Raw genomic sequence first — 23,858 nt, 5'->3', positions numbered from 1 at the left:
ATAAGCGGTGATATTATCACCGCTTATCATTAATTATTTTGATACAGGACCAATAAAACGGCTTTCGGTGATTTTTTCTACTGGATAATTTGGGTCCAATGACTCCACTTTAAAGAAAATCGTGTTGCGTTGTTCTGTCAGTGCAGTAGGAGGGACCTGAATAGAAAAAGGCACAGAGCGTACTTCACCAGCATTGGCAGTCACGGTCTTCCGGCCAATCATCGTCATGTTGTCCAATCCGCTTACGGAAATTTCAAAGCGGTGCGAAGCTTGGTCCATATTAATGACCTTCACCGTATAGATGTTCTCGATCATGCCGCTAGGTGTCTCGTTGAAAAGCCTATTTCGGTCTCGAATTACATCTAATCCCAGTGCTTCACGGTCACTGGCAAAAAACATGAATGCCGAAATAACAACCACCATACACATGGCATAACCAATGGCCTTAGGACGCATGATATGTGACGTTTCACCTTCTAAACGCCGCTCAGTGGTGTAGCTGACCAAACCACGTTCATACCCCATCTTGTCCATTATCGAATCACAAGCATCAATACATAATGCGCACCCTATACATTGGTACTGCAATCCGTCGCGAATATCTATACCAGCAGGGCAGACATGCACACAGAGGTTGCAATCTATGCAATCACCTAAGCCTTGAGCTTTATGGTCAGCGGAACGCTTTCGCGGCCCACGGGCTTCACCACGGTTGTAGTCATAGGAAATAACCATAGTATCGGGGTCAAACATGACAGCTTGAAAGCGCGCGTAAGGGCACATGTAGGTACACACTTGCTCCCTCATCCAGCCGGCAAATAGGTAGGTAGCACCTGTAAATAAGGCTACCCAAAAATATGCCCAAGGGTGTGCATTAAAGGTAAACAAATCGATTAGCAATTCACGGATAGGGGTGAAGTAGCCAACGAATGTTAATCCCGTGATCCAACCGAACAAGAGCCACAGGCTGTGTTTATTGAATTTCTTGATGAATTTACTTTTCGACATGGGCGCTTTATCAAGCTTCATACGAGCGTTGCGCGATCCTTCGGTTTTTTCCTCAATCCACATGAACACCATGGTCCAAACGGTTTGTGGGCAGGTGTAACCGCACCACACTCTGCCGAACAGCGTGGTGACAAAAAATAAGCCGAAGGCGCAAATGATAAGTATCCACGCTAATAAGAAAAAGTCTTGAGGAAAAAATGTCACACCAAAAATGTGAAATTGTCGGGCTGGAAGATCAAATAATACCCCTTGTCGTTCGTGCCAATTAACCCAAGGAGTTAAGAAATACCCGAGCATTAACACCCATAGTGCTCGGGTTCGAATTTTTTGGAAAAAGCCTGAAATTGCACGAGTGTATATTTTCTTACGCTTTTCATATAGGTCGAATTCAATGACTTCTGGCTCGACTTGTTGGACGGGGATCTTGTCACTCACGGTGCTTTCCTTAACCTTAATATAGGCTGCTTAAGTACTAACTAATATTACAATTATTGATAAAAAAAGGGTGTGCCTTTCGGTCACACCCTTTTGACTCACATCAGAGATTTACTGATTTGATAGGCTGTAAACATAGCCCGCAACCACATGGGACTTATCCTTGCCTAGGATGCCTTCCCAAGCAGGCATTTGCCCATTACGTCCGTTGCGAATCGTTTGCATGATTTGCTGTTCACTTCCACCGTATAGCCAAATGTTGTCGGTTAGGTTTGGCGCACCAAATAGGTGGTTGCCTTTACCTTCCGCACCGTGACAAGCAATACAGTTGGTGTTGTAAAGCTGTTGGCCTTTTGCGGCTGAATCTGCGTCAGCTTCACGGCCACTCATGTTCAATACGTATTGAGTAACATTGTGAACACCTTCTTCGCCAAGCATAGCGCCCCACGCAGGCATGGCGGCAATACGACCGTTTAGAATCGTTTGCGAAATGGCTGCTGCATCACCGCCATACAACCAGTCGTTGTCCGTTAGGTTAGGGAAGCCGTAGCTACCTGTTGCCGCTGAACCGTGACATTGAGCACAGTTGTTAGCGAATAAACGCTGGCCAATACGCATGGCTTGGTCATTTTTCGCTAATTCCTCAATAGGTGTTTGAGAAAACTGAGCAAACATAGGGCCAAACTCTGCTTCAGCTTTAGCGACTTCACGTTCATAGGCTGATTCTTGAGTCCAGCCTAGTACGCCTTTGAAGTTACCAAGGCCTGGGTAAAGGGTTAAATAACCAAGAGCGAAAATAACGGTCAGTACAAACATCCAATACCACCAGCGTGGGAGAGGGTTGTCGTACTCTTCAATGCCATCAAATTCATGTCCTACTGTTTGGGTGGTTTCAGAGTTGAAGCGTTGACCTTTACGTACAATGCTTAACAGTACAAAACTACCCAGTATTGAGCCAAGTGAGATCACAATGATCCAACCGCTCCAAAAAGATGTTAATTCATTCATTTGGTATTCTTCTCCACGGATGACTCGCGTTGAATATCACTTACATCGTCATCGTCTGCAAAGGGGAGATTAGCGGCTTCTTCGAAGCCTTTTTTGCGTCCTTTGCTGAACGTCCAAGCAAAAATTGCGATGAACGCGACAAATGCAATGGGCGTTGCAAGTGCTCTAAGCGTATTAATGTCCATGACGTTGCCCTATCGTTCGATCACTGTGCCAAGTTGCTGTAGGTAAGCAACTAAGGCATCAATTTCACGTTTGCCACGTACGTCAGTTTTTGCGCTAGCAATTTGCTCGTCCGTATATGGAACACCGACCATGCGCAGAGCTGACATTTTGTTCGCAGTGTCGTTACCATCGATCTTGTTTTCAAATAACCATGGGAAACCTGGCATATTTGACTCTGGTACCACATCACGAGGGTTGTACATGTGCGCGCGGTGCCATTCATCGCTGTAGCGCTGACCAACACGTGCTAGATCTGGACCAGTACGTTTAGAGCCCCAAAGGAATGGGTGATCGTAGACAGATTCACCAGCAACGCTGTATGGTCCGTAACGTTCAGTTTCTGCACGGAAAGGGCGAATCATTTGCGTGTGGCAGCTTAGGCAACCCTCACGCTGATAGATATCACGACCTTCAAGCTCAAGCGCAGTGAGAGGTTTAAGATTCTCAACTGGTTGAGTTGTCTGTTTCATAAAGAATAGAGGGATGATCTCTACCAAAGCACCGAAGCTAATTGCTACGACGATTAGGATGATCATGAGCCCCATATTTTTTTCAATTACTTCATGGCGCATGTTTTAACCCTCTATGCTGCTTGAGTATCGGCTTGGAAATTGGCTGCTTCGTTGCCTTTTGCTTGGCGGACAGTCATCCAAGTGTTGTAAGACATTAGCAACATACCTAGTAGGAAGATGGCACCCCCTAGGACACGGACGAACCAGCCAGGATAGCTTGCATCTACTGCTTCTACAAAGCTGTAAGTAAGAGAGCCATCGTTGTTAAATGCGCGCCACATTAGGCCCTGCATAATGCCGTTCACCCACATTGATGCGATATATAGAACCGTACCGATCGTTGCTAGCCAGAAGTGAACGTTGATCAAGCGAGTTGAGAACATAGCGCCTGGTTTTAGGCCAAGAACAGCAGGTAGTAAGTGATAAACGGCACCGATACTAACCATGGCAACCCAACCTAGTGCACCAGCATGTACGTGACCAACGGTCCAGTCTGTGTAGTGAGACAAGGCGTTGACAGTCTTGATTGACATCATTGGGCCTTCGAAAGTCGACATGCCGTAGAAAGATAGTGAAACGACAAGGAAACGAAGAATTGGGTCATGGCGCAGTTTGTGCCAAGCGCCGGAAAGCGTCATAACACCGTTGATCATACCACCCCAAGATGGCGCGAGTAGGATCAATGACATCACCATACCTAGACTTTGTGTCCAGTTAGGTAAAGCTGTGTAGTGAAGGTGGTGAGGACCAGCCCAAATGTATAGCGAGATCAATGCCCAAAAGTGAACGATTGATAAACGGTATGAGAAGACAGGACGACCAGCTTGTTTTGGTACGAAGTAGTACATCATACCTAGGAAGCCCGCTGTTAGGAAAAAGCCTACAGCGTTGTGTCCGTACCACCACTGAACCATGGCGTCCGCTGCACCTGAGTATACAGAGTAAGACTTCATCGCACTGACCGGTACAACAGCACTGTTACCTATGTGTAATACGGCAACGGTGATGATAAATGCACCATAGAACCAGTTGGCAACGTAAATATGCTTCATCTTACGTTTGGCAACGGTACCAAAGAAGTTGATAGCGTAAGCCACCCAAACTAATGTAATCAGAATATCGATTGGCCACTCTAACTCAGCGTACTCTTTGGTTTGTGTGTAACCAAGTGGTAGCGTAATGGCTGCGGCGACAATAATGATTTGCCAACCCCAGAATGTGAAGCCAGACAATACGTCTGAAAATAGCCTCGCCTGTGTCGTACGTTGCACGACATAGTATGAGGTAGCAAATAATGCAGAGCCACCAAATCCAAAGATGACTGCGTTAGTGTGAAGTGGGCGTAAACGTCCAAAATGTAGGTAAGGTATGTTAGCAAGTAGGTCTGGCCATACCAATTGTGACGCAATTAATACGCCGATAGCCATGCCTACTACGCCCCATACCACCGTCATAATGGTGAATGCGCGCACCACTCGATAGTTGTATGTTGGGTGATCAAAAGCTGTGCTCATAGTTTCTTCCACAAACCACGTTGAGTGATAGACCTGATTAAACGAGAATGCTGTTTTTGTGCGAGGTTGACTGTATGCTGCGTCTCTAGGAGTTGTAGCAGTTGGGTTTTCCCTCACAATCCAACAGCGGTAAACTAGCGAAATTGATTCTAAGTCTTTTCACATTTCAAAGAACAGGAGCGCCGTTTGCTTTGTGGGCATTCCTTGTCACAGAGCAACGTTTTCAGTCGATATGTCTAATGTTTATTTATTACATGGCTCTGGTGCGGGTCATGGGAGCGCCTTTTTACAAGTTTTTAAGCGTGAGTTAGAAGCCCTTTTAAACACCTCGGTAACCCCTATAACAATGGCTTATATGCAGGAAATCGAGAAGACAGGAAAGAAACGACCACCACCTCGTTTACCTAAATTAGTGACCGAAGTAGGTGATACTATTGATAAAGAGGCGCCGGTGGTTTTAATTGGCAAATCCATGGGGAGTAGGATTATTGCCGAGTTGTGTCAAAGCCATAATGTAAAGGCTTGCGTTGCCCTAGGTTTTCCATTTTACCCAGCGAAGAAAGAAGATAAGCATCGCCTAGAAAATCTTCAGAGTTCTGGTGCTGTTCCTTACTTGGTGTGTCAAGGAACACGGGATAGCTTGGGAGCAATCGAGTGGGTGGCAAGACAGACTTTACCTAATAATGTGAATCTGCATTGGATTGAGGGGGCGGATCACGATTTTAATGTGCTAAAGCGTTATAATCGATCACAAGATTTGGTAATTAAAGAATTAGCAAAGGTTTCAGCAGACTTTATTGCAAGCCAAGACACTAATTCATAAGGAGTTATAGTGATTGACTACCAACACGAGTTGGACACCCAAGGGCTATATTGCCCAGAACCTGTGATGATGCTGCACGGGGTTGTTAGAAAAATGAAGCCTGGCGAAGTTGTAAAGATTACTGCTACGGACCCTTCAACAGAACGAGATATTACTAAGTTCTGTAATTTTCTTGGGCATCCTCTTTTAGCCTCTGAACAAGATGGCGAGCTATATTTTTATTGGGTACAAAAAAAGGTCAGCTAATAAAGCTGACCTTTTTAATTGAGAGCTTAGCGAAAGAGGGCACTAATTACGCCACTCGCAGACGTTTACTGTTCGCGTATTCATGCTCCAAAATATCATTCAGTTTGGCAAAGCTGGTAGACGTTGCCACATCAATGTTTAACTTTAATTGTCTAACAATATCGTTCGCTGATACCAAACCACGAATAGACATATCGCTTTCATCAACCACCAATAAGTGTTGGTAAGTATTGTGCTTCTGACTGACGATTAACGATTCAATATCGCTGTTACTTAGTGATTTGTAAGATACCGCAAGGATGTCTTCTTTGGAGCGCATCAAGTCAATTGCAAGCAGTTCGCTTCGAACATAACCTTCAGCGACGTGTTTAACGAACGCTTCATCAGATAGGTCTTCTAAACTGACAACGCCCAAGAAGTGGTTTTGGCTGTCGACTACCAGTTTCATTCTCACGTGCTCTTTCTTCATGATATCAGCCAATACATCTGCACGAACGGTTGGCTCAATCAGGCGTGGACTAACCGTTTTAAAGTCGGTAAAGACACGAAGAGCTGATGTGTACAGGCCTACATTCTCTTCGATGTTTGGCCAAGACAAGTCGTTAATATCTTTCGTAGTGGTGTACGTAAGTGTTTTCATAAGGTGTCACCTCGATCATTTTTAAGAATTAAAGTAAAAGCTTTTCTAGAAAAATGATTGCGAAGGTGGTGCGCGGCCAAAAAATGGGCTGACTTGATCAAGTGGCAGCGCTGACGGTTCTTCAAATAACTGATCTTGAGATGCAATATCTAAACGGCTATAAGAAGCCGGAAGTAGAGCGTGGTCAAAGTCAGGAGAAGTTTCTGCGGAAGGAAGTTCAAAAGACGTTTCAAGAAGTGCGCCTTTGACAAGTACCTCTTTCTGACCTTCATCCATCGCTTTGATATTAATGCTGAAAAGCACTAATAACGGCACGATCAATGTTGTCAGTAAAAAGCGAATCATGTGGCTTTCCTCAAAAGTTCATGCTGATCAGAATAGCCTGAAAAAGTAAAAAATGACAATGGTCAATTTTTACTTTGCTCGATTGATCAAATTTATTTCACTATCTGTTTGGAATGTTTTAGAAGTAGCTTTTTTTGTTCAAAAAAATAACAAAAAAAGTCATGCCCTTAGGCTGGTTTTAATGTTTATTCAGATATAATGGCGTTACTACCCCATCACTCGATAAGGCTTAATCTAAGCATCATGGAACCGCATTCACTTGCTCAGCTGTTTGAACCGATCAATATCATTACTTTAATTGTTTTTTTTGGCTGCTGGTGGGGGTATGCATTTTATGCTCTCTACAACTCTAAGCGTCGCACCTGCTTGGTGAGCGTGCTGCATCAATTCCGTCTGGCCTGGATGTCTCGACTATTAAGACGAGATAATCGGATCGCCGATGCCTCAGTTATGGCTAACCTTGAACGCAGTAGTTTGTTTTTTGCTTCCAGTAGTTTGTTAATTATCGCAGGCCTTTTTACAGCCTTTAGTTATTCTGAACAGGCAATGGGCATTATTAATGACTTCTATTTTCTGGAACCCATGAGCCAAACAGAATGGGAACTGAAAATCATCGTTTTGGTTCTGATATTTGTCTATGCGTTTTTCACGTTCACCTGGTCAGTGCGTCAATACAACTTCTGTTCAGTCTTGGTGGGCAGTGCGCCATTAGCAACCGAGCGAGGCATTGAGGAAAGTGAGCGCGAGTTGTACGCCATGCACATGGCAAAAGTATGTAGCTTAGCTGCTAACCAATTTAACTATGGTTTAAGAGCTTATTACTTTGCTATGGCTTTCTCCGCTTGGTTCTTAGGACCTTATTTCTGTATGGCCACAAGCCTTATGGTCGTCGCTGTTTTGTATCGCCGAGAATTTCGTTCTAAAACCTTTAAAACCTTAAGTCGTGGACTCGTCATTAAATCCCATGCTTCCTAATTTTCCAAAACAAGTGTCAGATGATAATCCACCGATAAATCGCACGGTGAAGGTGGATGATCGCTTATACAGTTATTTGATCAACCACTCTGTTAATGAGCATGAAGTGCTTGAGTCACTGCGCCGCGAGACGGCTCAATATCATATGGCGCGAATGGCGCTTTCTCCTGAAGTTGGCCAGTTTTTAGGCCTGCTCATTGCTATGCAGAACCCTAAAAAGGTTCTAGAAGTGGGTGTGTTTACGGGTTATAGCACCATTTCGATGGGGTTAAAACTTGCGAAAGATGCAAAACTTCTGGCATTTGATAAAAAACAAATGTGGCTCGATATTGCGAATAAGCACATCGAAATGGCAGGTCTCTCTGAACAAGTGGAAACTCGCTGCTGTGACGCAAAAGCGTCCATGGAAGAATTGTTAAAAGACCAAAAGGGTACTTTTGACTTTATCTTTGTTGATGCCGACAAAGCCAATTTACTGGCTTACTACGACATGGGGAAACAGTTGCTACGCCAAGGTGGCTGTATGGTGATTGATAATACCCTATGGTGGGGCAATGTAGCGGACGAGTCATTTGATGACAAAGATACGCGCATCGTACGTGAATTAAATGACCGCGTACATCAAGACCAAGAAGTCGATTCTAGCCTGCTTCCTATCGGCGATGGTTTTACAATTATTCATAAACGCTAATTTTTGCCTTGAATTATTTTTCCATGCCTCCATATCGTTAAACATCATAAAGTTAAGCGCGTTTGCGCGTGTGTTGTAACGAAGGAGCATGGAGAAACATGACAACTGAAACTCAAAAAGAAACCTTAGGATTTCAAACTGAAGTAAAACAACTGCTTCATTTAATGATCCACTCTTTGTATTCAAACAAAGAAATCTTTCTACGCGAGTTGATCTCTAACGCATCAGACGCTGTAGACAAACTACGTTTCGAGGCAGTATCTAACGCAGATCTATTGTCAGACGATCCAAATCTACGTGTACGCATTGGCTTTGACGCAGATGCTGGCACGATCACTATCGATGACAACGGTATTGGTATGAGCCGCGATGAAGCGATCTCAAACCTAGGTACTATTGCAAAATCAGGCACCGCTCAGTTCCTTGAACAGCTAAGTGGTGATCAGAAGAAAGACAGCCAACTGATTGGTCAATTCGGTGTGGGCTTTTACTCTGCGTTTATCGTAGCGGATAAAGTAACCGTTGAAACACGCCGTGCTGGCAGCGATGAAGCGGTTCGCTGGGAATCAGAAGGTACTGGCGAATTTACGATCGAAGCGATCGACAAAACATCTCGTGGTACCAGTATCACCTTACACCTAAAAGAAGATGGCAAAGAATTTGCTGACAACTGGCGCTTACGTTCACTTGTTTCAAAATACTCTGACCACATTTCGATTCCTGTTGAAATGCTTAAAGTACCAATGCCTGAGTACGATGAAGAAGGCAACGTTAAAGAAGTCAGTGATGCGGAACCTACGTGGGAAGCGGTTAACTCTGCTAAGGCGCTTTGGACGCGTCCTCGTAACGAAGTAAGCGACGAAGAATACAAAGAATTCTACAAGCACGTATCTCACGATTACCAAGAGCCACTAAAATGGTCGCACAACAAGGTTGAAGGTAAGCTTGAATACACAAGCCTACTTTACATTCCTGCCAAAGCGCCGCAAGACCTCTGGAACCGCGATATGTTGCGTGGTTTGAAGCTATACGTTCAGCGCGTATTCATTATGGATGATGCGGAAGCCTTCCTGCCTCCATACATGCGTTTCGTAAAAGGTGTGATCGACTCAAATGATCTGTCTTTGAACGTATCCCGTGAGATTCTTCAAAACGATAACGCGGTTGACTCGATGCGTTCTGCATTGACTAAACGTGTGCTAGACATGCTTTCGAAAATGGCGAAAAACGATGCAGAAACATACCAGAAGTTCTGGGATGAGTTCGGTAACGTGCTTAAAGAAGGTCCAGCAGATGATTTTGGTAACAAAGATAAGATTGCTGAGCTATTACGCTTTAGTACAACGCATACAGACAATGCTGCGCAAACTGAGTCTCTAAAAGACTATGTAGAGCGTATGGCAGAAGGCCAAGACAAGATCTACTACATCTACGCTGAGAATCACAACACAGCGAAAAACAGCCCGCATCTAGAAGTGCTTCGTAAGAAAGGCTATGAAGTATTGCTGCTAAGTGATCGCATCGACGAATGGATGATGTCTTCACTGCGTGAGTTCGATGGTAAGTCTTTCCAAGACGTGACCAAAGGCAAGCTAGACATTGAAGTAGAAGAATCTGAAGAGCAGAAAAAAGAGAAAGAGCAGAAGGCTGAGCAAATCAAGCCATTGCTAGATCGTATGAAGTCTGTTCTGGAAGAAAAAGTAACATCAGTGAACAGCACAGACCGTTTAACAAACTCACCAGCATGTCTAGTGGTAGGAGAGTTTGACATGGGTCTACAGATGCGTCGTTTATTGGAGCAAGCAGGTCAACAGCTGCCAGAATCTAAGCCATCATTGGAAGTGAACCCTGATCACCCAATTGTTCAAAAAATGGATGCAGAGTCAGATGAAGATCGCTTTGCAGACATGGCTTGGCTTCTATACGAACAAGCAACGCTAGCAGAAGGCGGTCAATTGGATGACCCCGCGACGTTTGTTTCTCGTATGAATAAACTGATTGTTCAAATGTCGAACTAATCAGGTCTGTTCAGAAAGCCCAAGCTTAATGCTTGGGCTTTTTTTTGGGCACTGTAACAAGACAAGGAGGTCTTATGAAATTGTGTGTCGCTACGTGGTTATTTGCGTTTTTTACGTCGGCTAATGCTCAGGAAGTGCAGCTTGCAACCCGATATGATGGTGAGAATGTACAAGACTATCTAGTGAGTGAAAAACTGGATGGTATACGGGGTATCTGGGATGGCGAAGCTTTACGAACTCGTCAAGGGCAAAAGCTTAATCCCCCCGACTGGTTTGTGTCAGGTTGGCCAAAAGTTTGGTTAGACGGCGAATTGTGGGCGGGAAGAAATCAATTTGGCGCGGTTCAAAATACAGTGCTAGATACCATTCCAAATCATGAGCAATGGCGAGAGATCCGCTACATGGTGTTTGATGCGCCAGATAATTTCTCAACGTTTGAACAAAGGGTAAAACGTTATCAAGCATTGGTGAGCGATTCAGATAGCGCTTATATTCAAGCAGTCGATCAATTCACTGTTGATTCAGCTGAGCAACTCTACGACCAGTTGGACGCTATGGTGGCGTTAGGGGCTGAAGGTCTTATGTTGCATAGGAAAACAGCGCTTTTTCGTTCAGGGCGATCTGATGCACTGCTGAAAGTGAAAAAGTACCAAGATGCAGAAGCCAAAGTGGTTGACCATGTGCCAGGGCAGGGGAAATATTCTGGTCAGCTCGGTGCACTGTTGGTTGAGTTAGCCGATGGCAAACGTTTTAAAATTGGTACTGGCTTTTCAGATCAAGAGCGTGCACAGCCACCAGAAATAGGTGTATTTATTACGTTTCGTTACCAAGGTCTTACGTCCACGGGCTTGCCTCGTTTTGCAAGCTACCAGCGGATAAGACAAGGTCCTTTTGAATTTAGAGTCCCTCAATAGTATGACTGATGTTTATTGTTTGCCTGGCACTATGTGCGATGAGAGGCTTTGGCAGTGGATTAAGCCACTACTTCACTCCTCTATACGGCTTCATCCGATTGTTCTGCCTGTAGAAGAGACCCTAGAGAAAATGGTGGAGGGAGTATTAAGAATTCTTCCTCCTGAGTCATCGCACTTAATCGGCTTTTCATTAGGGGGGTATTTGCTAACAGAGATCGCCAGAGTTGAGCCTAATAGAATTAAGTCTGCGATGCTGATGTCTAATGTGGGGAACCGTCTTCCTGACGTGGAAAAGGCACAGCGCCAGCAAGCGTTAGATTGGGTGCTAAAAGTGGGCTACAACGGATTGCCAATGAAGAAGGCCAGGCAAATGCTTTGGTCTGAACACCCAAACCAAGATGAACTGTTGGACACAATCATCGCCATGGACAGTGCTTTAGGGGAGGAAGTACTGATCGCTCAGCTAAAGGCAACACTCGAACGTCGAGATAATTTTGAAGCGATTTCAATGTCACAGGCTAAATGGCTGGTGTTGGCAGGTTTAGCGGATCAATTTGTCACGGGAGAACGGCTTAAGCAGCTGTCTGAATTGAAGCAGGTAGATGTCAATGTGGTGGCTCAAAGCGGACATATGCTTCCGCTTGAGCAGCCAAAGTGGGTGGCCAACAAAATCAATGGGTTCTTTTGTTAGTCCGCGCAGAAAAGATCGTGAAGGGTTTGGATTAATTCTTTTACTCTCGGGTCTGCAATCGAGTAAAAGATCGTTTGAGAGTCTCGTCGAGTTGTGACTAGGCCATCTTTACGTAATACAGCAAGGTGTTGCGATAGCGCTGATTGGCTAAGCAAAACACGCTCATTTAAGGCACCTACCGATAGTTCGTCTTGTAACAGGTTACATAGAATAATGAGACGGTTTTCATTACTGAGTGCTTTCAGGAAAACCGACGCTTCACTGGCACGCGCAAGCATGTCTTTAATTTCAATTTCAGTCTGTTGCATGGTGTGTTCGTTCTGTTGTTATAGGGATAGATGCGAATGAGTATTGGTTTTATAACAAATACTCATTCTAAAATAAATAATCCACATCCACTGTGGATAAGACTGGGGGTATTGAACGTAAAAATCAAACCAGAATAGTCTTCATCTTGTTCCATAAGGTGTGGTTAAAAAATAACCTTTAAAGCGAAAATTCAGCCCAAATTGGTGCGTGGTCGGATGGCTTTTCTAAACCGCGTATTTGATAGTCGATGCCTGTTGCTACAAGTCGCTCCATCAACGGCTCTGTTGCTAGTACACCATCAATGCGTAGGCCTCTCTTTGGCGTGTCATCAAAGCCTTTTGAACGGTAATCAAACCAACTAAACAACGAGTTGTCGGTTGGGTTTTGATGACGGTAGGTGTCGACAAGTCCCCAATCTAGCAGCTTGTCAAACCACTCTCGTTCTTCTGGCAAAAAGCTACATTTTCCCGTTCTCAACCAACGCTTCGCATTTTGCTCGCCAATACCAATATCTAGATCTTGTGCCGAAATATTAAAGTCCCCCATGACAACGATCTGCTCATCTGCAGAGTGTTGCGCCAGATAATTCATAAGGTCTTGGTAGAACTTTCGCTTCGCTGGGAACTTCGTCTCGTGATCTCTATTTTCACCCTGAGGGAAATAGCCATTGATCACTTTTAAAGGCCCAGACTCTGTGTCAAAAGTGGCGATGATCATACGGCGTTGAGCGTCTTCATCATCAGTAGGGAATCCATATTCCACTTTTGTTGCAGCCTGCTTACTAAAAATAGCGACGCCGTAGTGCGACTTTTGACCAAAGTGATACGCATGGTAGCCAACGGATTCAGGAATTTCGTGGGGAAATGCTTCATCATGAACTTTGATTTCTTGCAAACCAATGATATCTGGCTGCTGTGTGGCTATGAGCGCCTCAATCTGATGCGGGCGAGCGCGCAATCCGTTGATGTTGAAGGATACTACTTTCATGATAATTCATTCCTGACCAAAACATTAATTTTTGGAATAGTTACAGATAAAAGTCGTATTGACAATAATATCTTTCTCTTGCATAGGTGTTGATAGGCGTGTGGCCATTGAAATAGGTGGCTTTAACCCAATTGTTTAAGAATACGTTTCCTGACAAAGGTTTTTAAAATGGAATATCAGTACGACTTATTTGTGATTGGTGCCGGTTCTGGTGGTGTGCGTGCGAGTCGCGTGGCGGCTTCTAAAGGCTTTAAAGTGGGCGTTGCAGAAGCTCAAGCCTTGGGTGGTACTTGTGTCAACATTGGCTGTGTTCCGAAGAAATTATTCGTTTATGGTTCAGAATTTAGCCATGTTACAGAGCAGGCAAAAGGCTATGGTTGGAGCTTTGAGAAGCCTACTTTCGATTGGGCAACCTTGCGTGATAACAAAACCAAAGAGATCGAGCGCCTGAATGGGATTTATAAAAATTTGCTGGAAAATCCTGGCGTAACGATTCATCAGGGTTATGGTGAGCTTGTCGATGCGCATACCGTCAAAGTCGGAGAAGAGCTGATAACAGCTGAACGAATTTTGATTGCTGTGGGTGCGAAGCCATTTGTGCCTGAGTTTTCTGGCAATGACCTTGTTCTTGTTTCCGATGACATGTTTTTCCTAGAAAAACTGCCAAAGTCCATTTTAGTGGTGGGCGGCGGCTATATTGCGGTTGAGTTTGCTGGTATCTGTAATGGTTTAGGCGTTGAAACAACGCTGATGTATCGTGGTGACAAATTGTTGCGTGGCTTCGATGAAGATGTTCGTGACTTTGCTTCAAATGAATACGCTCGAGCAGGTGTGAATGTTGAATTAAACAGTGATGTTGAAAAGATTGAAGCAAAAGATGGCCAGAAACAGGTGACTCTAAAAGACGGCCGTATCCTGATGTTTGATGAAGTGCTTTATGCAACAGGACGTGTTCCCAATACAAGCTCGTTAAACTTAGACGCAGTGGGGATAGAAACAGCCAAAAATGGTGCCATCATTGTTAATGATCGTTACCAAAGCTCAGTGAATTCTGTGTATGCCATTGGGGATGTAACGGATCGGGTTCAACTTACGCCTGTTGCGATTAAAGAAGCGATGGCGTTGATTGGATATTGGTTTGATGGGATTGAGCCAAATTTTGATTACGATAATATCCCGACGGCAGTCTTCTCTCAGCCTCCTATTGGCACTGTAGGTTTATCTGAACAGGAAGCGGATAAGAGGGGTTACGATATTGATGTTTACCAGACGGATTTTCGTGCAATGAAACACACGCTTTCGGGTGCTCAAGAGCGGACCTTTATGAAGCTTGTGGTTGATCGCAGCACGGATAAAGTTCTAGGTGCGCATATGGTCGGTGATTATGCAGGCGAAATTATTCAAGGCTTAGGCATTGCTATTAAGGCAGGTGCCACCAAAGCGCATTTTGACAGCACCGTCGGCGTTCATCCAACCAGTGCAGAAGAGTTTGTTACCTTTTCGGCTGGATCGTTGAAAAAACGATAAGTAAAACATAAAGTCTATAAGCCGCTTAATGCTCTATTAAGCGGCTTATTTATTTGGAGAAGTAGAAGTATGAATCAATGGTTGGAGTCTTTAGCGCCACAAGCGGTATGGCGACAATTTCGTGTACTGTGTGATATTCCACGTCCATCCTTTCATGAGAAGGCATTACGCGATTATTTATTTAACTGGGCGCAAACGCTTGGTTTAAAACCTTACATCGACACTGCTGGAAATTTGATTATTTATAAAGCCGCAACAGTTGGCATGGAAGACCGCGAAACAGTGGTACTTCAAGGGCATCTGGATATGGTGGCGCAGAAAGAATCAGACTCTAATCATAACTTCGAAACGGATCCTATACATACCTACGAAAAAGAGGGTTGGGTCCACGCTAAGGGCACAACATTAGGCGCTGACAATGGCATCGGTGTGGCAGCTATCTTGGCTGTACTAGAAAGCCAAGAAATTGCCCATGGACCAATAGAAGCCGTTTTTACCATTGAAGAAGAAACCAGTTTACGTGGTGCAGCGCAATTAGAAGAGGGCATTCTAAAAGGTAAGCGAATGCTTAACTTGGATTCAGAGGATCGTGGCGACGTATACATCGGTTGTGCCGGTGGGATCGATATTAACGTCAGCCATCGTTTCGCTTCAGAAGTGAATCATCAATTTGATACGGCATTTAAAGTCACCATCTCTGGTCTAAAAGGTGGTCACTCTGGTTTAGATATCAATAAGGGTTTGGCGAATGCCAATGTTTTGCTAGTGCGTTTGTTGAATAGTCTTGGAGCAGAGCTGGATTTCGGCTTATCAGAGCTAAATGGCGGCACCCTTCGTAATGCCATCGCACGAGATGCATTTGCTGTGCTACAGGTGCAATCTTCCGATAGTAGCAAGTTGCAGACTTGGTTTTCTGAGCAAGCTCAAATCATTCAGACTGAGTTTGCAGACACGGATCCAAATCTGGCTATTTCCCTGCAGCAGTCAAACACGGCGGCGCACTTGCCGGCTTCTGTACAGAATCATTTGATTCAAGCAATGTTATGTGCTCCAAATGGCGTTCATCGTATGTCGCCAACACTACAAGGGGTTGTCGAAACCTCCTGTAACTTTGGAGTGATTCGTTTGCATGAAGAAAATGACTCTATGAGTTTTTCTGGATGTTTATTAGTTCGTTCTTTAGTAGACAGTCAGACTGAATACTTGGCAAATGTTGCGAAAGCGCCGTTTGCTCTGATCGGCTGTGAAGTATTGTTGGAAAATGGCTACCCAGGCTGGAAGCCAGAGCCGGAGTCTACTTTGCTGAAGCAATTTGATGCAGTTCATCAGGAAGTCATGGGCTTTACGCCAACCGTTAAAGTGATTCACGCTGGACTGGAATGTGGCATTATCGGTGCCAAGTACCCTGGTATGGAAATGGTGTCCTTTGGTCCAAACATACGTGGCGCGCATTCTCCATCTGAGCGAATGGAAATCAGCTCAGTGGGCGAGTTCTGGGAGATATTGGTTGCGTTATTAGCTAAGACCCCGAAAACTGATGCCGCATGAGTAGAGGCTGTCGCATTAACCTAGACGGGCATGAGTACATTGTGCCCGAAGAGGAGAACTTGTTATCTGCATTGTTACAGCGCGGGGCAATGGTTTCTCATAGTTGCCTTGCTGGTGCTTGCGGCAGCTGTCGATTATACCCAGTAGTTGGTGATCCTATCTTGAGCTGCCAGCAGACGGTTCGAAGTGACATGTCTTTATCATCAAAGCCAAGCCAGCGATTTACCATTGCACTAGAGAATGTTTCCTGTGAAGTTTTATCTGATCATTGGGGTAAAGTAAAAGCGCATTGCCCTGTTAGTCTTCCCTTGGGGGCTGTGTTTCGATGGCAGCTTGGCGATCATATTGGTCGTTCTGTGTGTTGTAGCACCGCAGGCGAAGCGCTTGCTTTTTATTTTCCGTTAGCATTTCAAGAGCGTCTGTCAGAGTTGTTGATTGAACAAGGCGCACAGCGGGCGACGATCGATATATCCGCGACTCACTTGCTGTTGTATTCTGCGAACAATCGAGCTCTAGCGCAGAACTTTGCTGATGCGCTACAACAATATGGCGTTAGCCACTCTCCAATGCTTGAGGCCATTGACCTTTCATTACCTTCTAAGACATTAGCATTTCAACGTTTCGATAAGGCTTTAATTCTTAACGATCAGCCTGTTTCACAAGACTCCCTAGAAGACTGGTTAGCGGCGAGTCGCTGCCGTGTTGCAGACTTCACCTTTATGACACATTCAAATTAATGAAAATTCTACATACTTCAGATTGGCATTTAGGCCAAAGTTTCATGGGCAAAAGCCGACTGGAAGAACACTGCTTGTTTATCGATTGGTTGGCAAACACTGTCACGGAGCATGACATAGAAGCCGTTATTATTGCGGGAGACATCTTCGATACATCCACTCCACCGAGTTACGCCCGTGAGCTGTACCATGAATGTGTGTTGCGGCTGCATGCCTTAAAATGTGTGCTAATCGTGGTCGCTGGTAATCATGATTCTGTGAGTGTGCTCAATGAAAGTAAAAATCTATTGGCGACGTTAGATGCTTATGTGGTGACGCAGCCCGCTTGGCAAAATGGCTCTGAAGCCATCATAGAATTAAAAGATGGTTCTGGGAATGTGAGCGCTTTGGTATGTGCCATCCCATTCCTGCGGGCTCGCGATATGGTTCGTTACGAAGCCGGGCAGTCGGGCACAGATAAAAGCCTTCAATTAGCGGATCAAATACAGCAGTACTACCAGCAGCAATATGATTTGGCCAAATCTATGCATGATGAGGTCCCCATTATTGGAACGGGCCACTTAACCATGGTAGGAGGCGAAAAGACCGAATCGGTTCGTGATATCTACGTTGGCAGCTTGGAATCGCTTTCACCAAGCTTGTTGCCAGCTTTTGATTATTTAGCGCTTGGTCATATTCATAAACCTATGCCCGTTGGAGGAAACTCCAACTGGCGGTATTCCGGTTCTCCAATGCCGATGAGTTTTGATGAGGCAAACAGCCCAAAATCTGTTTGCATCTACGATACGCATTTGAACAGTGTTGAGCGAATTGCCATTCCGGTATTTAGAAAGCTTATACAAATGTCTGGTAATCGATCCGATCTGCTAAAGCAAATTGAAGCGTTGGAAGATACTGAGAGCCTTTCCGTTTGGCTGGATATCACGGTTAACGAAGACATCAATTTGGGGCCATTTCAGGAAAAGCTAGCGGAGCTCTGTGATGGTCGTTCGATAGATATCGTCAAAGTGCAGCGGACTCGTAAAGCGGCCACATTGTTCGATGGTGACGGTGAAACTGCGACCCTTGAAGACATTACTCCAATGGAGGTGTTTGAGCGTTTGCTTACGGAAAAAGACGTTGAGTTAAGTCGAGCGAGCACATTGAAAAGTTTGTTTAGCCAAATCATCAATGAGCATGAGGACAAGGCATGAAGATCTGTTCGTTACGATTTGAGAACCTCAACTCTTTGAAGGGAAAGTGGTTTATTGACTTCGAGTCCGAGCCTTTCAAAGATGCAGGCATTTTTGCGATTACAGGGCCCACTGGTGCGGGGAAATCCACATTATTGGATGCCATATGTTTGGCGCTTTACCACCAAACACCTCGAGTGAATATTTCTCAATCAGCAAACGATGTGATGACTCGTCATACTGGCTTCTGTTCGGCGGAAGTGGTGTTTGAAGTGAAAGGTAAGCGTTACGTAGCGAGTTGGGAGCAGAAACGTGCCCGAAACAAGGCTGATGGAAATCTGCAACCTGTTCAATGCAGTCTGTCATTGGCCGATGGCACAGTTCTAGCGGATAAGATTGCTCACAAGCTCAGCCAAATATCAGATATCACTGGTTTGGACTTTGCGCGTTTTACCCGCTCAATGATGTTAGCTCAAGGTGGTTTTGCAGCGTTTCTTAACGCCAAAACTGATGAGCGCGCGGAGTTACTAGAAGAGCTAACGGGGACAGAGGTATATGCGGACATTTCTCGACGCGTGTTTGACAAACATCGAAATCAGAAAGCTAAGATTAAAGAGCTAGAGGCTGTCCAAGCAAGTCATAAACTGATGGATGAAAGCGAATGGATCGCATTACAGCAGCAAAAGCAATCAATAGCGGAGCAGGAAGGATTACTGCAAGGTAATGTGGTTAATCTGGAGCAGGTCAGTGACTGGTATCGAGAATGTTCACGCCTAGAACAGAAATTAGCTCAGCAAAAGTTAGATGTTGAGCAGGCTGATGAGCAACTTATCGTGCTGGCGCCAGAAAAAGAGCGTTTAGCCCAAGCTGTTTTGGCTCAAAAGATCGAGCCTGATTTTAACGCTCTTGAAAAAGGTTTGGCTAAAGAGCAAGCGTTGAACGAAGCTAAAAATCACCTCGTACAGGCCTTGGATAGTGTTCAGGTAAAGCTGACGGATTCAGAGCAAAAGCTAGCAAAGTCTCAGGCGATGTTGCAGCAGCAGAAGGCCGAGCAGGAGCTATTTGAGCAAGAAGCTGAATCCACATGGTTGCCAATAGAGTCAGAGTTGACTCAGCTTGCCCGCGACAAAGCCTCTGCTCAGCAACGTTATATTACTAAGCAAGATGAACAAGTGCGACTTGAGCAGCAATACAAGCATCACTTGGAGCAGAAACAGCAAGCCGAGCAAAATATAAATGCTCAACATGTCTACCTATCTTGTTGGCATGATGGAGAAAAGGCCTTGTCGCTATTGGAGAAATGGCGATTAGAGTCACATAGATCTTCATCCTTGCAACAACAGCAGCAATCGCTCAATGAAAACTTGACCAGAATCGAAGCGGATCAGAAGGCTTTAACGCAACAGTTGGAGAGTAATACAGCTTCACTTCTTGAGACTGAGCAGCGTAAGCAAGCACTGTTAGCCTCTGAGGCGGAAGCCAAAGCAGAAATTAACCGATTGATACAAGGTAAGCCGTATGAGCAGTGGCTGGAAGAATTAGAGCAGCTAGATCAGGAAGTCATCACGACTCAACAATGGTTAACTGCGACAGAGCAGTACCATAGCCTCGATAAGCAGTTGCAAAACCATCTTATTGCTCGTCAGACGCTTGTGGATCAGCAGCGTGTAGTGCAAACCTCTCTTGCGGCCGATGAAGAAAAACTAATGGCGCTCACGCAGCAGATAGAAGATATTGAGCAGCGCCTCCAGTTGCAACAGCGCATTAGCATTTTGGAGAAGGAACGCCAATTGCTTGAGTCAGGTTGTCCTTGTCCTTTATGCGGCAGTGTGGAGCATGATTTATCTGCTGTGGAACCTCAGTCTCAAGATGAAGCTTTATTGCAACGTTTAGAGCAGTGCCAGACATCGTATTCGAGTATGGCTTCTGCACAACAAGCGCAGCATGCTGAGTTAGCTCGTTTAGCTGGTCGGATTGAAGCGTTAGATCAAGCGATCAGCGATGTAGAGTTGTCCATCGAAAGTCACTGTAATAACTATGAAGGCTTGGCTGCGGTATCTAGCGACATGGAAAGCTTGAGAGATAAAGTCTTAGCATTGCAGGCGAAACAACAGCATTACAAGAATGCTAATAAATACTATCAAACGGTCGAGCGTCAGCATCGTCAGTTACTGGAATCACTGGGTGCAATCGATCATGAATTGGCTCAGCAGCAATATCAAAATCAAAACATCGAACAGCAACGAGTGCAGCTAACGGATAAGAAAGCGGAGCTTGAAGCATTGTTGCTGGAGGTTACGACAGATTACGAAAAATTGGTTCAAGGGTTGTATCAAGAGATAGCGCCTCTAATTGCTGAAAGTACGTTGCTTGCATCACTGCCGCAAATATCAGCCATCGAACACTCACTTGAATCATGGCATCGTGCTCAGCAGCAGGTGCAATCTCTTAATCAGGTTGTTTCAGAAAGCGACTGGCATTTACAGCAAATCAGTCAGCAGTCGTCCGTGATTCAGGCGCAGCTTGAAAGTGAGCAGGAGCAGCTTAAGGCGCTGAATCGCCACTATGAGCAGCTAAATGGAAAATATACCACTGGACTAATGGGCCTGACTGTCAGTCAAAAACGAGCATCCATTAGCGAGCAAGTGGAGCAGACTCGATTAGAAAAAGACAAGGCAAGTTCTCTGGTTGCAACGAATCAACTTGATTTGAAAGAGCATTCAGCACGCTTAGCGCAAACTGATAACCAACTTCAAACAATGGTTTCTGATAATGCCGCATTGAAGTCTAGTTTGCAGACCCGCTTGACTGAACATGGCTTCGATGGCCAAGCGCAGTGGCAGCAGACATTAATGAGTCAAATGGAGCAAGACGCATTAGCTGACCGAATAAAAGACGCTGAAATGTTTGCTCAACGGTGTCAGACGTTGCAGATGCAGACAAATGAAGAGCTTAAGCTCCATAAATTGAATCATGATAAACTGCCAGATGTAGGAGCGTACGAGGACGAACAAGCGCTCAGTGAGTTGCTTGTTGAAGCAAAAAAAGCCTATCAATCAGTCTTAGTTGAACTTGGGCAGCTGGCTGAACGCATTCAGTCAGAACAACAAAAGCGGCAGTCTAGTGAAACCATGTTGCAGCGAATCGCAAGTGAAAAGGCTGCATTCGAGTGGTTGGATGATTTGAACGGGTTGATCGGGTCTTCTGATGGCGCACGTTTTCGACGTTATGCCCAAAGTGTCACATTGGATCATTTAGTGTGGTTGGCTAATCGTCACTTATCGACATTGCATGGACGTTATCAACTGAAGCGTCAAAAAGGTGAAGGGTTGTTTCTTGAGGTTATTGATGGATGGCAAGGGGATATTTCCCGTGATACCAAAACCTTATCTGGTGGTGAGTCATTTTTGGTCAGCTTAGCGCTTGCTGTTTCATTGTCTGAGTTGGTAAGCCATAAGACATCAATCGATTCTCTCTTTCTGGATGAAGGTTTTGGTACGTTGGACAGTGAAACATTGGATATTGCGTTGGATGCGCTCGATCGTCTGAACAGTACTGGCAAAACAATCGGTGTTATAAGTCATGTGGAAGCCCTAAAAGAGCGGATTCCAGTGCAGCTTAACGTAAATAAGCATTCAGGCTTAGGTGTTTCGACTCTAGCAGGCTGTTTTCGTGGATAACTTTAGTGCGTAATATGTGAGCATGACTTTTCCCCAGAAAGAGTGGCAAAACCTTGTAAATAAGTTGTAAAACTTCAATAAAATCAATGATCTAGTGTTTTGGCTTAAATTGCGCACAGGTGTACTATTATGGTGCTTTAGTTGTGGCTTGACATTTGTTTATGGGAATGACTTCAAATCTAGCGCTATATTGATAGAATAGCGTATTGCATTTAATTTTGATTGTATGAAGCGCTACAGCGTTGATTTATCTAAGGAAAATCACTCAATGTCAGATAATGACTTTCGTCTAAAGGGAAGTGTTGTTACCACTGTGGTATTAGAGGTAAAAACATCTAATCTGGATCAGATCATCAAAGGACTGAAAGATAAAATCGCTCAAGTCCCGCAATTTTTTGATCAAGCACCGCTTATTATCGACATCAGTCAGATCGCTTCTTCTGTTACCTTAGATTTTTTTACAGCTCTTGTAGATTCTTGTCGAGGTCAGGGGCTAGCCGTGATTGGGTGGCGAACCAGCCAAGAGGCGATACCGACGTGGCGCTTAGATTATGATCTACCTATGCTGCCGAATGCCAACTCGCGACAGATCAATATTAAAAGTGAGCCGACTGCTCCTGCACAAGATCCGCAGGTTGTGGTTAAGACAGTCATTGAAGAGCGAGAAGTGTCTCAGCCGACCAAGGTTATTACGAAACCTGTTCGCTCTGGTCAGCAGATATACGCATCTGGAGACTTAGTGGTGTTGTCTCAGGTGAGCGCTGGGGCTGAAGTCTTGGCAGAAGGGAATATACATATTTACGGCGCTTTGAGGGGGCGTGCACTAGCGGGTGTGAAAGGTGATAGTTCAGCCCGTATTTTTTGTAAAAACATGGAAGCAGAATTAGTCGCTATAGCAGGGAATTTTATGCTTAGTGACGCGCTGCAAAAAATTATTTGGAAAGATGCCGCGCAAGTGCTATTAGTGGAAGACACATTAGAAATCGCCTCACTATAGGTTAGGGCAATGGCTATTAGAATTACGTTTTTGGGGGATATTTAGTTGGCTAAAATAATCGTCGTAACCTCAGGTAAAGGTGGGGTTGGTAAAACAACTTCCAGTGCTGCGATCGGGACCGGTCTGGCATTGAAAGGACACAAAACTGTTATTATTGACTTTGATGTAGGTCTACGTAACTTAGACTTAATCATGGGTTGTGAGCGCCGCGTGGTCTATGACTTTGTTAATGTCATCAATAAAGAAGCGACACTTACACAAGCTTTGATCAAAGATAAGCGTACTAAGGATTTGTTTATCCTGCCTGCTTCGCAAACACGTGATAAAGACGCGCTAACAGCGGAAGGTGTAGAGGCTGTTTTAGAAGAATTATCAAAAGAATTTGATTACATCGTTTGTGATTCGCCAGCAGGTATTGAGAAAGGTGCGCAAATGGCACTTTACTTCGCCGATGTTGCGATTGTCACTACGAACCCTGAAGTGTCTTCGGTTCGAGATTCTGATCGTATTTTGGGGATTCTTCAAAGCAAAAGTCGACGTGCTGAGCAAGGTTTGCCACCGATTGAAGAGCATTTGCTGCTAACCCGATACAACCCAGAGCGTGTATCAGAAGGCGAGATGTTAAGTGTAGAAGATGTGGAAGAGATTTTGGCGATTCCTCTATTGGGAGTTATTCCAGAGTCTGATGCGGTACTCAAAGCTTCTAACCAAGGTACACCAGTGATTTTAGATGATCAGGCGGAAGCTGGTCAGGCGTATTCTGATGCCGTAGATCGTCTTTTGGGTGAGCAGCGTCCACTGCGTTTTACGGATGTTCAAAAGAAAGGATTTTTTAAGCGACTACTAGGAGGTTAAA

At 44.7% G+C, this 23,858-nt stretch carries 23 protein-coding genes; 14 read left to right on the top strand and 9 right to left on the bottom strand.

Features of this window, described 5'->3' with window-relative positions; translation table 11 throughout:
• Positions 1–33 precede the first annotated feature (33 nt).
• From ccoG to ccoN, 5 genes are all read right to left on the bottom strand, one after another.
• The gene (gene ccoG, locus C8D85_RS03505; protein ID WP_133559964.1) at positions 34–1,443 is read right to left on the bottom strand and encodes a cytochrome c oxidase accessory protein CcoG; all 1,410 of its coding nucleotides are present in this window, start codon (positions 1,441–1,443) and stop codon (positions 34–36) included.
• A gap of 111 nt (positions 1,444–1,554) precedes the next feature.
• Positions 1,555–2,451 carry a cytochrome-c oxidase, cbb3-type subunit III gene (ccoP, locus tag C8D85_RS03500; protein WP_133559963.1) on the bottom strand — a complete coding sequence of 299 codons (897 nt, stop codon included), beginning with the start codon at positions 2,449–2,451 and terminating at the stop codon, positions 1,555–1,557.
• The gene (locus C8D85_RS03495) at positions 2,448–2,636 is read right to left on the bottom strand and encodes a cbb3-type cytochrome oxidase subunit 3 (protein WP_133559962.1); all 189 of its coding nucleotides are present in this window, start codon (positions 2,634–2,636) and stop codon (positions 2,448–2,450) included. Before C8D85_RS03495 ends, ccoP begins: the two co-directional genes overlap by 4 nt.
• 9 nt (positions 2,637–2,645) lie before the next feature.
• Entirely contained in the window at positions 2,646–3,248 is a 603-nt protein-coding gene (gene ccoO, locus C8D85_RS03490; protein WP_133559961.1) for a cytochrome-c oxidase, cbb3-type subunit II, read from the bottom strand.
• A gap of 11 nt (positions 3,249–3,259) precedes the next feature.
• Positions 3,260–4,702, bottom strand: a complete 1,443-nt coding sequence (gene ccoN / locus C8D85_RS03485) for a cytochrome-c oxidase, cbb3-type subunit I (protein ID WP_133559960.1) — start codon at positions 4,700–4,702, stop codon at positions 3,260–3,262.
• Between the two features lie 232 nt (positions 4,703–4,934).
• Here ccoN and C8D85_RS03480 point away from each other — a divergent pair, with 232 nt between their 5' ends.
• Both C8D85_RS03480 and tusA read left to right on the top strand, forming a co-directional pair.
• A complete protein-coding gene (locus C8D85_RS03480) occupies positions 4,935–5,525 on the top strand; it encodes an alpha/beta family hydrolase (RefSeq protein ID WP_133559959.1) in 591 nt (196 codons plus the stop codon).
• 12 nt (positions 5,526–5,537) lie between these two features.
• Positions 5,538–5,771 carry a sulfurtransferase TusA gene (gene tusA, locus C8D85_RS03475; protein ID WP_133560780.1) on the top strand — a complete coding sequence of 78 codons (234 nt, stop codon included), beginning with the start codon at positions 5,538–5,540 and terminating at the stop codon, positions 5,769–5,771.
• A gap of 46 nt (positions 5,772–5,817) precedes the next feature.
• On the opposite strand, the gene C8D85_RS03470 is transcribed toward tusA, so the two are convergent.
• Together C8D85_RS03470 and C8D85_RS03465 are read right to left on the bottom strand one after the other, a co-directional pair.
• Complete coding sequence (locus C8D85_RS03470; RefSeq protein ID WP_133559958.1) at positions 5,818–6,411, bottom strand: CBS domain-containing protein; 594 nt, start codon at positions 6,409–6,411, stop codon at positions 5,818–5,820.
• A 45-nt stretch (positions 6,412–6,456) separates the two neighbouring features.
• A complete protein-coding gene (locus tag C8D85_RS03465) occupies positions 6,457–6,756 on the bottom strand; it encodes a hypothetical protein (RefSeq protein WP_133559957.1) in 300 nt (99 codons plus the stop codon).
• A gap of 243 nt (positions 6,757–6,999) precedes the next feature.
• Here C8D85_RS03465 and C8D85_RS03460 point away from each other — a divergent pair, with 243 nt between their 5' ends.
• The 5 genes from C8D85_RS03460 to C8D85_RS03440 all read left to right on the top strand — a co-directional run bounded on the left by C8D85_RS03460 (position 7,000) and on the right by C8D85_RS03440 (position 12,045).
• A complete protein-coding gene (locus C8D85_RS03460; RefSeq protein ID WP_133559956.1) occupies positions 7,000–7,731 on the top strand; it encodes a DUF599 domain-containing protein in 732 nt (243 codons plus the stop codon).
• Positions 7,700–8,422, top strand: coding sequence for an O-methyltransferase (locus C8D85_RS03455; RefSeq protein ID WP_244936879.1), 723 nt, complete (start codon positions 7,700–7,702; stop codon positions 8,420–8,422). The genes C8D85_RS03460 and C8D85_RS03455 overlap by 32 nt, the downstream gene beginning before the upstream one ends.
• A 98-nt stretch (positions 8,423–8,520) precedes the next feature.
• Positions 8,521–10,440, top strand: coding sequence for a molecular chaperone HtpG (htpG, locus tag C8D85_RS03450; RefSeq protein WP_133559955.1), 1,920 nt, complete (start codon positions 8,521–8,523; stop codon positions 10,438–10,440).
• 74 nt (positions 10,441–10,514) lie between these two features.
• Entirely contained in the window at positions 10,515–11,354 is an 840-nt protein-coding gene (locus tag C8D85_RS03445) for a DNA ligase (protein ID WP_133559954.1), read from the top strand.
• A 1-nt stretch (position 11,355) separates the two neighbouring features.
• A complete protein-coding gene (locus C8D85_RS03440) occupies positions 11,356–12,045 on the top strand; it encodes an alpha/beta fold hydrolase (protein ID WP_133559953.1) in 690 nt (229 codons plus the stop codon).
• Here the strand turns inward: C8D85_RS03440 and C8D85_RS03435 are convergent.
• Entirely contained in the window at positions 12,042–12,353 is a 312-nt protein-coding gene (locus C8D85_RS03435; RefSeq protein WP_133559952.1) for an ArsR/SmtB family transcription factor, read from the bottom strand. The genes C8D85_RS03440 and C8D85_RS03435 overlap by 4 nt on opposite strands.
• Positions 12,354–12,531: 178 nt before the next feature.
• Positions 12,532–13,341 (bottom strand): exodeoxyribonuclease III, encoded by an 810-nt coding sequence (gene xthA / locus C8D85_RS03430; protein ID WP_133559951.1) that lies wholly within the window; start codon positions 13,339–13,341, stop codon positions 12,532–12,534.
• A gap of 168 nt (positions 13,342–13,509) precedes the next feature.
• On the opposite strand from xthA, the gene gorA reads away from it, so the two are divergent.
• From gorA to minD, 7 genes are all read left to right on the top strand, one after another.
• Positions 13,510–14,868, top strand: a complete 1,359-nt coding sequence (gene gorA / locus C8D85_RS03425) for a glutathione-disulfide reductase (protein ID WP_133559950.1) — start codon at positions 13,510–13,512, stop codon at positions 14,866–14,868.
• A 69-nt stretch (positions 14,869–14,937) separates the two neighbouring features.
• The gene (locus C8D85_RS03420; protein ID WP_133559949.1) at positions 14,938–16,416 is read left to right on the top strand and encodes an aminoacyl-histidine dipeptidase; all 1,479 of its coding nucleotides are present in this window, start codon (positions 14,938–14,940) and stop codon (positions 16,414–16,416) included.
• On the top strand, positions 16,413–17,153 hold the full coding sequence (locus C8D85_RS03415) for a 2Fe-2S iron-sulfur cluster-binding protein (protein WP_133559948.1): 741 nt from the start codon (positions 16,413–16,415) through the stop codon (positions 17,151–17,153). Before C8D85_RS03420 ends, C8D85_RS03415 begins: the two co-directional genes overlap by 4 nt.
• Positions 17,153–18,346, top strand: a complete 1,194-nt coding sequence (locus C8D85_RS03410) for an exonuclease SbcCD subunit D C-terminal domain-containing protein (RefSeq protein WP_133559947.1) — start codon at positions 17,153–17,155, stop codon at positions 18,344–18,346. The genes C8D85_RS03415 and C8D85_RS03410 overlap by 1 nt, the downstream gene beginning before the upstream one ends.
• Complete coding sequence (locus tag C8D85_RS03405; protein ID WP_133559946.1) at positions 18,343–22,005, top strand: AAA family ATPase; 3,663 nt, start codon at positions 18,343–18,345, stop codon at positions 22,003–22,005. Before C8D85_RS03410 ends, C8D85_RS03405 begins: the two co-directional genes overlap by 4 nt.
• Before the next feature lie 268 nt (positions 22,006–22,273).
• Entirely contained in the window at positions 22,274–23,002 is a 729-nt protein-coding gene (gene minC, locus C8D85_RS03400; protein WP_133559945.1) for a septum site-determining protein MinC, read from the top strand.
• A gap of 45 nt (positions 23,003–23,047) precedes the next feature.
• Positions 23,048–23,857, top strand: coding sequence for a septum site-determining protein MinD (gene minD, locus C8D85_RS03395; RefSeq protein ID WP_133559944.1), 810 nt, complete (start codon positions 23,048–23,050; stop codon positions 23,855–23,857).
• The last annotated feature ends 1 nt before the right edge of the window (position 23,858 follow it).

Source organism: Marinomonas communis (assembly GCF_004363305.1).
GTDB classification, from domain to species: domain Bacteria; phylum Pseudomonadota; class Gammaproteobacteria; order Pseudomonadales; family Marinomonadaceae; genus Marinomonas; species Marinomonas communis.
The sequence above is the reverse complement of the archived record's forward strand: the minus strand, read 5'-3'. Positions and strand labels throughout refer to the sequence as shown.

What these genes read in the sequence shown, in the direction of transcription:
- ccoN (WP_133559960.1), bottom strand. Translation starts at nt 4,702, where the DNA reads ATGAGCACAGCTTTTGATCACCCAACATACAACTATCGAGTGGTGCGC.
- C8D85_RS03495 (WP_133559962.1), bottom strand. Translation starts at nt 2,636, where the DNA reads ATGGACATTAATACGCTTAGAGCACTTGCAACGCCCATTGCATTTGTC.
- C8D85_RS03460 (WP_133559956.1), top strand. Translation starts at nt 7,000, where the DNA reads ATGGAACCGCATTCACTTGCTCAGCTGTTTGAACCGATCAATATCATT.
- htpG (WP_133559955.1), top strand. Translation starts at nt 8,521, where the DNA reads ATGACAACTGAAACTCAAAAAGAAACCTTAGGATTTCAAACTGAAGTA.
- C8D85_RS03410 (WP_133559947.1), top strand. Translation starts at nt 17,153, where the DNA reads ATGAAAATTCTACATACTTCAGATTGGCATTTAGGCCAAAGTTTCATG.
- C8D85_RS03405 (WP_133559946.1), top strand. Translation starts at nt 18,343, where the DNA reads ATGAAGATCTGTTCGTTACGATTTGAGAACCTCAACTCTTTGAAGGGA.
- C8D85_RS03445 (WP_133559954.1), top strand. Translation starts at nt 10,515, where the DNA reads ATGAAATTGTGTGTCGCTACGTGGTTATTTGCGTTTTTTACGTCGGCT.
- C8D85_RS03415 (WP_133559948.1), top strand. Translation starts at nt 16,413, where the DNA reads ATGAGTAGAGGCTGTCGCATTAACCTAGACGGGCATGAGTACATTGTG.
- C8D85_RS03420 (WP_133559949.1), top strand. Translation starts at nt 14,938, where the DNA reads ATGAATCAATGGTTGGAGTCTTTAGCGCCACAAGCGGTATGGCGACAA.
- C8D85_RS03465 (WP_133559957.1), bottom strand. Translation starts at nt 6,756, where the DNA reads ATGATTCGCTTTTTACTGACAACATTGATCGTGCCGTTATTAGTGCTT.
- C8D85_RS03435 (WP_133559952.1), bottom strand. Translation starts at nt 12,353, where the DNA reads ATGCAACAGACTGAAATTGAAATTAAAGACATGCTTGCGCGTGCCAGT.
- gorA (WP_133559950.1), top strand. Translation starts at nt 13,510, where the DNA reads ATGGAATATCAGTACGACTTATTTGTGATTGGTGCCGGTTCTGGTGGT.
- C8D85_RS03440 (WP_133559953.1), top strand. Translation starts at nt 11,356, where the DNA reads ATGACTGATGTTTATTGTTTGCCTGGCACTATGTGCGATGAGAGGCTT.
- minC (WP_133559945.1), top strand. Translation starts at nt 22,274, where the DNA reads ATGTCAGATAATGACTTTCGTCTAAAGGGAAGTGTTGTTACCACTGTG.
- ccoO (WP_133559961.1), bottom strand. Translation starts at nt 3,248, where the DNA reads ATGCGCCATGAAGTAATTGAAAAAAATATGGGGCTCATGATCATCCTA.
- C8D85_RS03480 (WP_133559959.1), top strand. Translation starts at nt 4,935, where the DNA reads ATGTCTAATGTTTATTTATTACATGGCTCTGGTGCGGGTCATGGGAGC.
- xthA (WP_133559951.1), bottom strand. Translation starts at nt 13,341, where the DNA reads ATGAAAGTAGTATCCTTCAACATCAACGGATTGCGCGCTCGCCCGCAT.
- C8D85_RS03470 (WP_133559958.1), bottom strand. Translation starts at nt 6,411, where the DNA reads ATGAAAACACTTACGTACACCACTACGAAAGATATTAACGACTTGTCT.
- ccoP (WP_133559963.1), bottom strand. Translation starts at nt 2,451, where the DNA reads ATGAATGAATTAACATCTTTTTGGAGCGGTTGGATCATTGTGATCTCA.